Annotated in this window: 11 protein-coding genes; 3 read left to right on the top strand and 8 right to left on the bottom strand. The window is 71.3% G+C overall.

The annotated features are described in order from the left end of the window. Positions 1-9: 9 nt before the first annotated feature. From ACKI2N_RS15955 to ACKI2N_RS15975, 5 genes are all read right to left on the bottom strand, one after another. A complete protein-coding gene (locus ACKI2N_RS15955) occupies positions 10-1,242 on the bottom strand; it encodes a CaiB/BaiF CoA transferase family protein (protein ID WP_420993579.1) in 1,233 nt (410 codons plus the stop codon). An 85-nt stretch (positions 1,243-1,327) separates the two neighbouring features. Beyond that, positions 1,328-2,317: an acryloyl-CoA reductase gene (locus ACKI2N_RS15960; RefSeq protein WP_420993578.1), complete on the bottom strand. Its 990-nt coding sequence runs from the start codon at positions 2,315-2,317 to the stop codon at positions 1,328-1,330. A 72-nt stretch (positions 2,318-2,389) separates the two neighbouring features. Continuing rightward, positions 2,390-3,562 carry an acyl-CoA dehydrogenase family protein gene (locus ACKI2N_RS15965; RefSeq protein ID WP_420993577.1) on the bottom strand — a complete coding sequence of 391 codons (1,173 nt, stop codon included), beginning with the start codon at positions 3,560-3,562 and terminating at the stop codon, positions 2,390-2,392. An 11-nt stretch (positions 3,563-3,573) separates the two neighbouring features. After that, positions 3,574-4,551 (bottom strand): Bug family tripartite tricarboxylate transporter substrate binding protein, encoded by a 978-nt coding sequence (locus ACKI2N_RS15970; RefSeq protein ID WP_420993576.1) that lies wholly within the window; start codon positions 4,549-4,551, stop codon positions 3,574-3,576. Positions 4,552-4,582: 31 nt separating this feature from the next. Beyond that, positions 4,583-5,743: an acyl-CoA dehydrogenase family protein gene (locus ACKI2N_RS15975; protein ID WP_420993575.1), complete on the bottom strand. Its 1,161-nt coding sequence runs from the start codon at positions 5,741-5,743 to the stop codon at positions 4,583-4,585. Positions 5,744-5,919: 176 nt separating this feature from the next. On the opposite strand from ACKI2N_RS15975, the gene ACKI2N_RS15980 reads away from it, so the two are divergent. Beyond that, positions 5,920-6,702, top strand: a complete 783-nt coding sequence (locus ACKI2N_RS15980; protein ID WP_420993573.1) for an IclR family transcriptional regulator — start codon at positions 5,920-5,922, stop codon at positions 6,700-6,702. Positions 6,703-6,704: 2 nt separating this feature from the next. Continuing rightward, complete coding sequence (locus tag ACKI2N_RS15985) at positions 6,705-7,484, top strand: IclR family transcriptional regulator (protein ID WP_420993721.1); 780 nt, start codon at positions 6,705-6,707, stop codon at positions 7,482-7,484. A gap of 118 nt (positions 7,485-7,602) precedes the next feature. On the opposite strand, the gene ACKI2N_RS15990 is transcribed toward ACKI2N_RS15985, so the two are convergent. Then, a complete protein-coding gene (locus ACKI2N_RS15990; RefSeq protein ID WP_420993572.1) occupies positions 7,603-9,003 on the bottom strand; it encodes an RsmB/NOP family class I SAM-dependent RNA methyltransferase in 1,401 nt (466 codons plus the stop codon). Beyond that, positions 9,000-9,656 carry a phosphoribosylglycinamide formyltransferase gene (gene purN / locus ACKI2N_RS15995; protein ID WP_420993571.1) on the bottom strand — a complete coding sequence of 219 codons (657 nt, stop codon included), beginning with the start codon at positions 9,654-9,656 and terminating at the stop codon, positions 9,000-9,002. The genes ACKI2N_RS15990 and purN overlap by 4 nt, the downstream gene beginning before the upstream one ends. A 242-nt stretch (positions 9,657-9,898) precedes the next feature. Between purN and ACKI2N_RS16000 the strand changes: the two genes are divergently transcribed. Beyond that, positions 9,899-10,558, top strand: coding sequence for a response regulator (locus ACKI2N_RS16000; protein WP_420993570.1), 660 nt, complete (start codon positions 9,899-9,901; stop codon positions 10,556-10,558). 45 nt (positions 10,559-10,603) lie between these two features. On the opposite strand, the gene ACKI2N_RS16005 is transcribed toward ACKI2N_RS16000, so the two are convergent. Beyond that, positions 10,604-12,433 carry a hybrid sensor histidine kinase/response regulator gene (locus ACKI2N_RS16005; protein ID WP_420993569.1) on the bottom strand — a complete coding sequence of 610 codons (1,830 nt, stop codon included), beginning with the start codon at positions 12,431-12,433 and terminating at the stop codon, positions 10,604-10,606. Positions 12,434-12,460 lie beyond the last annotated feature (27 nt).

Consider the following 12,460-nt stretch of genomic DNA (forward strand, 5'->3'; position numbering starts at 1 on the left):
ATTGCCGCATCAGATCACGCCCTGGCTCCGCAAGCGCTCCAACGCCTGCGGCGCCAGCCCGAGCGCGCCATAGATGTCCGCGTTGTGCTCGCCCACCGCGGGGCCGCTGCGCGGCGCGGGCGCGTCGTGGCCGGAAAAGCGCGGCACCACGCAAGGCGCGGGCACGCTGCCGAGATCCGGGTCGGGCAGGCGCACGACGGCGCCGCGCGCCTGGAAATGCGGGTCGTCCAGGATGTCGGCGATGGTGAAGATCTTGCTGAACGGGATCTCGTGCGCCGCCAGCGCGGCGGCCGCATCCGCGTACGCACGCGCGGCAAACCATGCGGCGATCTCGGCATCGAGCGTATCGATATGCCGCACGCGCGACGGATTGCTGCCATAGCGCGCGTCCAGCGCCATCTCGGGCCGCCCGAGCGCCGCGCACAGGCGGCGGAAGATCGGGTCGGACGATGCCACCAGGGAGACCCAGTGCCCGTCCGCGGTCGCGTACATGTTGGACGGCGCGGTGTAGGTCGCGCGGTTGCCCGCGCGCTGGCGCACCTGGCCGAGCTGCTCGTGTTCCACGGCGAGCGGCTCCAGCAGGCGGAACAGCGCCTCGGTGGCGGACAGGTCGATCTCGCGGCCCGGCATCGCCGCGCCGGCGGCGTCGCGCCGCCGCTCGGCCACCGCCGCGGCAATGGCGAAGCCGCCGAACAGGCCGGCGATCATGTCGCCCATCGGGTAGTTCATGTGCAGCGGCGCGCGGCCGGGCTCGCCCGCCAGGTTGGTGAAGCCGCTCATGGCCTCGAACACGCGGGCGAAGCCGGCGCGGCCGGCATAGGGACCGGTCTGGCCGAAGCCGGTCAGGCGCAACACCGTCAATCGCGGATTGGCGGCATGGAGCGTGGCGAGATCGAGGCCCCAGCGGTCCAGCGTGCCGGTGCGGAAATTCTCCACCAGCACGTCGAACTCCGGCAGCAGCCGCAGGAACAGCGCCCGCCCCTCGGGCTTGCGCACATCCAGCGTGATGCCGCGCTTGCCGCGGTTGGTGACCTTCCAGTAGAGCGGCAGGTCGCCCTTGACCGGCGCCAGGCCACGCAGCGGGTCCGAGCCGTCGGGCAGCTCGAGCTTGACCACGTCGGCGCCCATGTCGGCGCACAGCGTGCTCGCGAACGGCGCGGCCACCACGGTCGCCATGTCGAGGATGCGGATGCCGGCCAGCGGGCCGGCGCCGCGGGAAGTCTGTGCAGCGGTGTCTTGCATGATGGATGGCTCAGGTCTGCCCGAGCGGGCCGCAGGCCCGGCGGACTTGGGAAATAACGGACTTGGGAAATAAAAAAAAGCCGGCTCAGTCCGGCATGCGGACCACGTAGCGCCCGCGCGAGGTGCGCGCCAGCATGCGCGCCATCGCCCCGGGCAGCGCGTCGAACGCGATGACGCTGGCGATGGCCTCCAGCCGGCGCGGCCGGTAAGGGCCGGCGATCTTGGCCCACACGTGCTCGCGCAGCGCCATCGGGCTGTTGGCGTTGATGCCGATCAGGCGCACGCCGCGCAGGATGAAGGGCAGCACGTTGCCGTCGAAGGCCGCGCCGCCGGCATTGCCGAAACTGGTCGCCACGCCGTCCGGCTGCATCGTCCGCAGCATCCAGGCCAGCACCGCGCCGCCCACGGCGTCCACGGCGCCGGCCCATGCGCCGCGCTCGAGCGGCTTGCCCGGCGCCAGCGCGACATCGTCGGCAAGGATGTCCGACGCGCCCAGGCCGCGCAGGTACGCATGCGCGTCCGGCTTGCCGGTCAGCGCGGCCACGGCGTAGCCGCGCGACGCCAGCATGTCGACGGCGATGCTGCCCACGCCGCCGGTGGCGCCGCTGACCACCACCTTGCCGGCATCCGGGGCGAGGCCGTTGTGCTCCATCCAGTGCAGGCACAGCCCCGCCGTATAGCCTGCCGCGCCCAGCGCGCTGGCCTCCAGCAGCGACAGCCCCGCCGGCAGCGGCATGACCCAGCCGCCGGGCACGCGGGCATATTGCGCATGGCCGCCGTCGTGGTCCACGCCGATGCCGAAGCCGTGCACCACCACGGCGTCGCCCTCGCGCAAGCGCGCATCGCGCGAGGCCGCCACATGGCCGGCCAGGTCGATGCCGCCGATGCGGGGGTAGGTCCGCACGATGGCGTTGCGCCCGGCGGCGGCGAGGGCGTCCTTGTAGTTGAGGCTGGAATAGGCGACGCGGATCAGCACGTCGCCGGGCGACAGGTCGTCCACGCGCAGCTCGACGAAGCGCGCGCCGGGCGCGCCGCCGCCGTCCGCGTGCAGGCGGTAGGCAAGGAAGGTGGACATGGCTTGGAATCTCCGGGGCATGGCCATATGCCCGCGGACATGCGGACATCGCGGCCATGCGGCTGCGGTGTTTCAGGGACGCAACTGCTGGCTGAAGATGCGGCGCGCCAGCGTGGCGCGGTGCAGCTCCGAGGCGCCGTCGTAGATGCGGAACGGGCGCAGCTCGCGCTGGATCATCGACACCGGCGTATCGTCGGATACGCCCAGCGCGCCCATGATCTGCACGGCGCGGTCGGCCACGCGCCAGACCGCCTCCGAGACGAACACCTTGACCATGGCCGACTCGTGCTTGACCGGCAGGCCGGCGTCGAGGCGCTGCGCGCAATCGCGCACCATCAGCCGGCACGCGTGCAGGTCGATATGCGCGTCCGCCACCATGGCCTGCACCTGCTGCAGCTCGCTCAGGCGCTGGCCGAACGACTCGCGCTGCGCGGCATGGTGCTGCGCGATCTCCATCGCGCGCGAAGCGCGCCCGATGAAGCGCATGCAGTGCGACAGCCGGGCCGGCTCCAGCCGCGCCTGCGCATAGGCAAAGCCCTGGCCGATCTCGCCGAGCACCGCATCGGCGCCGACCGCGCACTGCTCCAGCACGATCTCGCCGTGGCCGCCGACCTGGTAGCCGTCCATGCTGCCGATATTGCGCACCAGCCGGTAGCCCGGCTGCGCGGTATCGACCACGAACAGGGTGGGACCGTGCGCGGTCTGCGCCAGCACGATGGCAAACGCCGCGCCGACGGCGCCGCTGATGAACCACTTGTGCCCGTTCAGCACCCAGCCGCCGCCGGCACGCTCGGCCACCGTGCGCAGCATGGACGGATCGGAGCCCGCGCCCGGCGCCGGCTCGGTCATGGCAAAGCACGAGCGGATCTCGCCGCGCACCAGCGGCATCAGGTAGCGCGCCTGCTGCGCCGGCGTGCCCTGCTGCAGCAGGTTGATCATGTTGGGCTGGTCCGGCGGCGCGCAGTTGAGCGCGGGCGCGCCGAGGAAGCTGCGCCCGGCCTCCTCCAGTACGCCGGCGCGCTGGCGCCAGTCCAGGCCGAGACCGCCCAGCTCGCGCGGCAGCTGCGGCGCGTAGATGCCGGCCCGGCGCGCCAGGTCGCGAAGTTCGCGCGTGACGGCGTCGAGCGCCGCGACGTCGTGCGCCAGCGCCGGGTCCTCGCGCGGGATGGCGTGGCGCTCGACGAATTCGCGCGTGGCCTCGCGCAGTCCGGCCTCGCGGGCGTCGCCCGCAATCTGAGCATGCATGGGAGCGCCCCTCAGTCCAGCGTGGTGCCGGTCGACTTGACCAGCGCCGCCCACCAGCGCGCATCGCTGCGGATCTGCGCGGCGAACTGTTCCGGCGTGTTGCCGACCGGCTCCGCGCCGAGATCGACCAGGCGCTTGCGCATGTCCTGCGAGGACAGGATCTTCACGGTGGCCTGGTTCAGCCTGGCGATCACCGCCGGCGGCGTGCCCGCGGGCACCATCAGGCCCTTCCATGCGGTCACCACGAAGCCCTTGACGCCGGCTTCCTCGGCGGTCGGCACGTCGGGCAGCGCGGAGGCGCGCTTCTCGCTGGCCACCGCGAGCGCGCGCAGCTTGCCGGACTGCACGTGCGGCATCAGCGCCGGCATGTTGTCGATCATCAGGTTGATGTGGCCGGCGATCAGGTCGGCCACCGCCGGGCCGCTGCCCTTGTAGGGCACGTGCTGCAGCTTGACGCCGGCGAGCTGGTTGAACAGCTCGCCGCCGAGCTGGGCCGGCGAGCCGTTGCCGGGCGAGCCGAAGCTGAGCTGCGCGGGATGCGCCTTGGCATATGCGATGAATTCCTTCAGGTTGCGCACCGGCAGGCTGGCGTTCACCACCATCAGGTTGTGCTCGCGCACCAGCATGGTCACGGGTACCAGGTCGCGCGCCGGGTCGAACGGCATCTTGGCGTAGAGGCTGGGGTTGATCACGGTGGGACCGGCCGCGGCCAGCAGCAGCGTGTAGCCGTCGGCCGCCGCGCGCGCGACCACCTCCCCGCCGATGTTGCCGCCTGCGCCTGGCCGGTTTTCCACGATCACGGTCTGCCCCAGCTCGTCCTTGAGGCGCTCGGACAGCAGCCGCGCCAGGATGTCGGTGGAGCCGCCGGGCGCGAACGGCACCACCAGCCGGATCACCTTGGCGGGATAAGCGGCGTCCGCCAGCGCGGGCCGCAGCGGGACCAGCGCGCCCAGCAGCAGGGGCAGGACGGCAAGAATGCGCTTGAACATGATGTCTCCTCGTCGGGTATGCGGGGGCAGGCTAGCCGCGCGCCGCGGCAAGCGCGAGCGTACGCTTGGCGATGTTGAGCTGGTGGATCTGGCTGGTGCCTTCATACAAGCGGAACAGCCGCACGTCGCGATAGAAGCGCTCGATGCCGAAATCGGCGATGTAGCCGTAGCCGCCGAACATCTGCACGCAGCGGTCCGCCACGCGGCCGCACATCTCGGACGCGAAGTACTTGCACATCGACGCCTGCATGGCCACGTCCTCGCCGCGGTCGCGCGCGCGCGCCGTTTCCAGCACCAGCGCGCGCGCGGCGTGGATCTCGGTCTGGCAGTCGGCGATCATGGCCTGCACGAGCTGGAACTCGGCCAGCGGCTGGCCGAACTGGCGGCGCTCGCTGACGAAGCGCACCGCTTCGTCGAGCATGCGGATGGCCGGCCCCGTGCACAGCGCGGCAAGGTGGATGCGCTGCTTGTTGAGCACCTTCATCGCGGTGCGGAAGCCCTGGCCTTCCTCGCCGCCGACCAGGCTGGCGGCCGGCACGCGGCAGTCCTGGAAATGCACCTCGGACACCGGCGAGCCAGCCTGCCCCATCTTCTGGTACGGCTGGCCGGTGCTCAGGCCGGGCGTGCCGCGCTCGACCAGGAAGGCGGAGATGCCGGCGGCGCCGGCGCGCTCCGGGTCGGTGCGCGCCATCACGGTAAACAGGCCGGCGATGGGCGCATTGGTGATGAAGCACTTGCTGCCGTTGAGCACATAGTGGTCGCCGTCGCGGCGCGCGCTGGTGCGCAAGGCGGTGGCGTCGGAGCCGGCCTCCGGTTCGGTGAGCGCGAAGGCGCCGGTGAGCGCGCCGCTGGCCAGCAGCGGCAGGTAGCGCTGCTTCTGCTCCGGCGTGCCGTCGGCCACCAGCGCCTCCGAGCCGATGCCGGTATTGGTGCCGACGCGCGCGCGGAACGCCACCGAGCACTGCGACAGCTCGATGGCCGCCAGCACCAGTTCCTCGGTGGTCATGCCGGCGCCGCCATAGGCTTCGGGAATGGAATAGCCGAACATGCCCGCCCCGGCCATCTCGTCCACCAGCGCCGCCGGCACCTCGTCGCGCGCGGCGACCTCGGCCTCGCGCGGCACCAGCCGCTCGCGCACGAAACGGCGCAACTGCGCCTGGAACGCCGCGAAGGCTTCCGGATCCCTGATCATCTGTCTCGCTCCATTGTGCGTTCCGCCCTTGCAGGACGGTATGCGCAGCAGCGTAGCAAGCGGCGCGCGGAAACAGGACCGTTGTTTCGCTATCTTGAACACCGCGCGTGCCGCCGGCAACGCCACGGCGGGCGCCGGCCGCTATGATGGAGGCTCGTCCCCGAAGGCCCTTTCCCATGCCCAGCCGCCCGCATCATCCCGACCCGGCCTTCGCCACCACGCTGGCGCACGGGCTGGCGCTGCTGCAGTGCTTCCGCGTGGGCGAGCCGGTGCTCAGCAACAAGGAGCTGGCCGAGCGCACCGGGCTGTCCAAGGCCACCATCTCGCGCCTGACCTGCACGCTGGCCGCGCGCGGCCTGCTGCACTACGACAACGCGCTGCGCCGCTACCGGCTGGGCACCACCACGCTGTCGCTGGGCTATCCGCTGCTGTCGAGCATGCGCGTGCGGCAGCTGGCGCGCCCGCTGATGAAGGCGCTGGCCGACCGCGTCGGCGGCTCGGTGTCGCTCGGGCTGCGCGACCGCCTGCGCATGGTCTACGTGGAGACCAGCCGCGGCCACGAGGCCATCGCGTTCCGGCCCGACATCGGCGCCACGCTGCCGCTGCTGGCCACCGCGATGGGCCGCGCGTGGCTGTGCCAGGCGCCGCCGGCGGTGCGCGACGGCGTGCTCGCCGCCTTGCGCCATGACGAGCCCGCGCAATGGCGCGCGCACGGCGCGGCGCTGGATCAGGCCGCGCGCGACCTCGCCACGCATGGCTTCTGCCTCTCGCGCGGCGAATGGCAGCCGGACGTGCATGCGGTCGCGGTGCCCATGCGCGACCCCATCGACGGCGACGTCCTGGTGTTCAACTGCGGCGTGCCCGGCGCGCGCATGACGCCGCGCAAGCTCGAGCGCGACATGGGGCCGCGGCTGCTGCGCATGGTGCGCGGCGTCGAGGCCGCGCTGCGCCAGCCATGACCATGCCGCCCGCCGCCGAACGCGACCGCCAGTTCGCCGGCACGCTGGCCAGCGGCATCGACCTCCTGCTGGCCTACCGGCCCGGCGAGGCGCTGCTGGGCAACGCCGAGTTCGCGCGCCGCACGGGCTTGTCCAAATCCACCGTGGCGCGGCTCACGCACACGCTCTGCGCGCTGGGCTACCTGCGCCGCGACGCGCTGCTGGGCAAATACCGCCTGGGCGCGGCCGTGCTGTCGATGGGTTATCCGCTGCTGGCCGGCATGCAGGTGCGCCAGACCGCGCGGCCGCTGATGAAGGCGCTGGCCGACCACGTCGGCGGGGCCGTGTCGCTGGGCCTGCGCGAGCGCACGCGGATGATCTATGTGGAGACGGCTCGCTCGACCGACAGCCTGGTGGTCACGCCCGATATCGGCGCGGCGCTGCCCATGCTCACCACCGCCATCGGCCGGGCATGGCTGGCGCGCGCGCCGGCCGCGGAACGCACCGAGGTGCTCAACCGGCTCAGGCTGGAAGACCCGGCCGCTTTCCGCCAGCTCGCGCCGGCGGCGGAGAAAGCCCGGCAGGACTTCGCGCGGCGCGGCTATTGCATCAACCGCGGCGAGTGGCGCGCGCAGGTGTACGGCTTCGCCGTGCCGATGCTGCAGCCGGTCGACGCGCAATTGCTGGTGGTGAACTGCGGCGTGCCGGCGCGGGCCGGCAGCTTTGCCGCGGTGGAAAAGGACGTGGCGCCGCGGCTGGTGGCCCTGGCGCAGGCCATCGAAGGCCTGCTGGGGATGCGGTGAGGAACGGTGCGGCGGGAAGCGCGATGAAAAAAGGACGCTGCCTGGCAGCGTCCTCGGTGTCCTCGGTGTCCGTAGCGTCCTGGTGCTGCTGCCGGTACCGGGCGCGGCGGCCTTGGCCTTAGCCGACGCGCTCCAGCACGGCGGCGAAGAAGCCGTCGGTCTGGTGCAGGTGCGGATAGAGCGCGAGCATCCCGGCGTCCTCGGGCAAGCCCGGCACCACGATCTTCTGCTCGGCCAGCACCTGCGCGGCCGGCACCAGGCGGAAGCCCGGATGCGTGGACAGGAAACCGCGCACGATGCCTTCGTTCTCGGCTTCCAGCACGCTGCAGGTGGCATAGACCACGCGCCCGCCGACCTTCACCAGGCGCGCGGCGGACTCCAGGATCGAGGCCTGCTTGGCGGTCAGTTCCAGCACCGACTGCGGCGACTGGCGCCACTTCAGGTCCGGGTTGCGCCGCAGCGTGCCCAGGCCGCTGCAGGGCGCGTCCACCAGCACGCGGTCGATCTTGCCGGCCAGGCGCTTGATCTTGGCGTCGTGCTCGGAGTCGATCTGCACCGGATGCACGTTGGACAGCCCGCTGCGCGCCAGGCGCGGCTTGAGGTTGGCCAGGCGCTTCTCGGACACGTCGAAGGCATAGAGGCGGCCAGTGGAGCGCATCAGCGCGCCCAGCGCCAGCGTCTTGCCGCCCGCGCCCGCGCAGAAGTCGACCACCATCTCGCCGCGCTTGGGCGCGACCAGGTTGCACAGCAGCTGGCTGCCTTCATCCTGCACTTCGACCAGGCCGTTGACGAACAGCGGCAACTGGTTGAGCGCGGGCTTGCCGGCCAGGCGGATGCCCGCGGGCGCCATCGGCGTGGGCTCGGCCTTGAGGCCGGCGGCCTCCAGCTCGGCCAGCGCGGCTTCGCGCGAGGTCTTGGCCAGGTTGGCGCGCAGGTCCAGCGGGGCCGGGCGCAGCCAGGCGTCGCCGAGCGCTTCGACGAAGGCCTGGTCGTGGCGCGCGGCGAGCTCGTCGAACAGCCATTCGGGCAGGTTGGCGCGCACGCGCGGCGCCAGGCTCGAGCGCTCGATGGTGGTCAGGCGGTCCAGCCATTCGCCTTCCTCGGGCAGCAGGAACGGCGTGAGGACATCGCGGCCGAGCGTGGCGGCCAGGCCCAGCAGGGCCAGGCGGCGCTGCGAGGCGCCCGTGCCGCTGGCGGCGAACTGCGAGAATTCGACGCGCCGGCGCAACACCGCGAACACCGCCTCGGCGATGATGCCGCGCTCGCGGTGGCCCAGCTTGGGGTTTTCGCGGAAGTAGTAGCTCACCACCACGTCGGACGGACGCGTGAACATCAGCACCTTGCCCAGCAGGCGGTCGATATGCTGGATATGCACGGCGTGCAGGCCGCCGTGCGGCGCCCGGCCCTGCTGCGGCGCGTGGCCGTCGCGGCTGTCGCCGGTGCGCGCGGCCTGGCGGATCGGGGTGGCCTTGCGCTTGTTGCGCACGGGCTGGCGCGCTCCTGTGGTATTCCGGCTCATGACTGCACCTCCGTAGCGGCAGCAAAGGCCGTAAACAACTGGGATTCTGGGGGTTCGACGCTGACCGCGCCGGCGTGCACGCGCAGGCGGTCCTCGACGAACCAGCGCACCGCGCGCGGGTAAATGACGTGTTCGGCCGGCAACAGGCGCTCGGCCAGGCTGTCCGGCGTGTCGCCCGGCAGCACGTCGAGCGCGGCCTGGGCGATCACCGGGCCGTGATCGAGCTCGGGCGTGACGAAATGCACACTCGCGCCGTGGATCTTGACGCCGGCCTCGATGGCCTGGCGGTGCGTATGCATGCCGGGAAAGCACGGCAGCAGCGAAGGATGGATATTGAGCATGCGCCCCGCGTATTTGTCGACGAAGCCCGGGGTCAGGATCCGCATGAAGCCGGCCAGTACGACCAGGTCGGGCGCGTGGGCATCGATGGCGGCGGCCAGGGCCGCGTCGAAGGTGGCGCGGTCGGCATATTCGGTGTGGTCCACCACGCCCGTGGCCACGCCGTGGGCGGCGGCGAACTGCAGGCCCTCGGCATCGGGCCGGTTGGACAGGACGGCCGCCACGCGCGCTGGCCAGCCCTCGGCGGCACAGGCGCGGACGATGGCTTCCATGTTGGAGCCACGCCCTGAAATCAGGATAACGATATTTTTCATCGCGCAATTCTACCAAGGCAGGGCCCATACACGGCCGAAGCGAGCGCATTAGGCACTTAAAACACGCGAAACGACCGTTGGCAAGCCGGATGGCATGGCCTGCGCGCAACGTCGTTAGCTTGTTCATGGATTGTGACGCCTCGCCCGCTCTGCTAGAGTGGCTGCTATCGTCCACGCGCAGACCGTTTCACGCGGCTTCAAGTGACAACAAGGACGAAGTGGAAAATTAGACGGGAAATCGCATGTCGAACGCTGCACCGACCTTGCTGGTGGTCGATGATCATCCCATGGCCCTGTCCGGCACCACCGCCTTCCTGGCGGAAGTGATGCCCGACGTTGCGGTCCATGCCGCCGGCAGCGCCAAAGAGGCGCTCAATACATTGCAGCAGGGGCTGAGGCCCGACATCGTGCTGCTGGACATCTGGCTGACCGACGGCACCGGCTTCGACGCTATGCAGGCGCTCAAGACGCTGGTGCCCTCGGCGCGCTTCATCTTCATGTCCGCCGAAGCCACGCCGGAGATCGTGGGCCGCGCGCGCGCGCTGGCCGCCTACGGCTTCGTCGGCAAGCACCTCGACGCCAATGCCTTCACCGCGGCCGTGCGCAAGGTGCTCGCGGGCGACACCTCGTTTCCTTCAGACGAAGCCCTCAGCGGCCGCGCCCAGTCCTTCGGCCCGGCCCACGGCATCCCGGTCACGCCGGCGGAACTCGGGCTGACGCCGCGCCAGGGCTCGGTGCTGGCGCTGGTGCTGGAAGGACTGCCCAACAAGGTCATCGCGCGGCGCCTGGGCCTGACCGAGAACACCGTCAAGGAACACGTCTCGGCGATCCTGCAGCGGCTCGGCGTGCGCACGCGCATGCAGGTGATGTCGCGCATGGAGCGTTTCCGCCTGCGCCAGTAAGCGCCCGGCCAGCCCGGCAGGGCCTTCCCCCTCCCTCTCCTCTCCTCAGGCGGGACGCAGCCAGCGCCGCAGCAGCAGCCGCAGCGCCGCCGGATCGACCGGCTTGGGCAGCACGAAATAGCCCGCCTCCTCGGCCGCCGCCAGCGCATCGGACTTGAGGTCGCCCGACAGCAGCGCGCTGCGCGCCTGCGGCTGGGTGTTCTGCCAGCGCTCGAGCAGGTCCAGCCCGTTCTCGCTGCCCGGCAGGCGCAGGTCGCAGAAGATGATGTCCGGCCTGAGCCCTTGCATGAACAGGTGGTCGGCGTCCGCGCCGTGCGCCGCGCAGGCGACCTGGATGCCCCAGGCTTCCATCAGCGCGATCCAGGCCTTGCGGATCTGCGTGTCGTCGTCCACCACCAGCACGGTGCCGCGCAGGTGGTCCGGCTTGGTCTCCTCGGCCGCCGCGGAGGCGCGCACGGCGCGGATGGTGGCCACGGTCTCGGCCTCCACCGGCGCCAGCGAGAACCAGAACACCGAGCCGCGCCCCGGCACCGAGCGCACGCCGTAGGTGCCGCGCATCAGGCGCACGCACTCCTTGAAGATGGCCAGCCCCAGCCCCAGCCCCTGGGACGGGTCGCGCTGGGGGTTGTGCACCTGGTAGTACGGCGAAAAGATGTCCGGCAGGTGCTCCGGCGTGATGCCGGCGCCGGTGTCCCACACTTCCACGCGGATATGCTTGCGGCGCTCGCGCGCGGTCACCAGCACGCCGCCGCGGCGGGTATAGCGCAGCGCGTTCTGCACGAGGTTGAACAGCGCCCGGCGCAGCAGCACCGGCTCGGCCATGGCGAACAGTTCCTCGGGCACGCGCGGGGTCAGGGTCAGGCCGCTTTCGCGCGCGTCGGCGGCGAACTGGCTCATCACCTCGTTGATCAGGTGGCCCAGCTCGCACGGCTCCAGCGTCGGCAGCACCTTGCGGCCCTCGAGCTTGGACAGGTCCAGCAGCGAGCGGAACAGCAGGTCGATGGTCTGGGTGCCGGCGGCGACCTGCTCGACCAGCGGGTGGAGCGAGGACGACTTGTTGCGCGCGCGCAGCGCCTCGACCAGCATCACCAGCGCATGCACGGGCTGGCGCAGGTCATGGCTGGCGGCGGCCAGGAAGCGGGATTTCTCCTCGCTGGCGTGCAGCGCCCGCTCCTTTTCCTCCTGGAACTGCTTGGCCAGCCGCCGGCTGTCGCTCTCGAGCTGGATGGCCCGCACCAGCGTGCGCTGCAGGTTCAGCGCATGGCGCGTGAGCATGATGGCGTAGACCACCAGCAGCAGCTGCACGTAGGTGCCGTGCCCGGGAAACGCGTAGTCGGCCAGCAGGATGTTGGGCACCAGGATCGGGATGCCGGCATAGACCAGGTTCGACGGCACCGGCGACTGCGCGGTGACGCCGCCGGCCAGCACCCCCAGCGCCAGCAGGTAAAGCACGCTGGAGAACACGGTGGAGCCGGTGAACAGGTGCAGCAGCGCGGAGCTGCCCCAGGTCAGGCCGGTGAGGAAGGCCAGCGCCCGCATATTGGCCCACCATTTGCGCGTATGGGCCGAGCGGCTCATGGTGGCGCCGTCGCGCAGGTAGCCGTAGTAGAACCACGTGGAGGCGGTCGCCAGGACCAGCATCACGCCGCACCAGCCCAGCAGCGCGGCATGGTCGGCGGCGGACCAGAAGGCGACGGCGGTGAGCGCCGGCAGCACCAGCGAGGCAACGGTTGCGGTGGGAGAAACGCGGTGGATGGTCGCCAGCAGCTTGGCCCGCGTTTCGGTATCGAGCGGAGGCCCTGGCGGCGGCAGGATTCGGTTGAGCAGCGCGTTCAATGGAAGGGCTGGGGCGTCGGATGCGATCCGCCGTATCATGCCGCCTTTTGGGGAGCGGCGCCACGC

Source organism: Cupriavidus sp. 30B13 (genome assembly GCF_049059565.2).
GTDB lineage: Bacteria > Pseudomonadota > Gammaproteobacteria > Burkholderiales > Burkholderiaceae > Cupriavidus.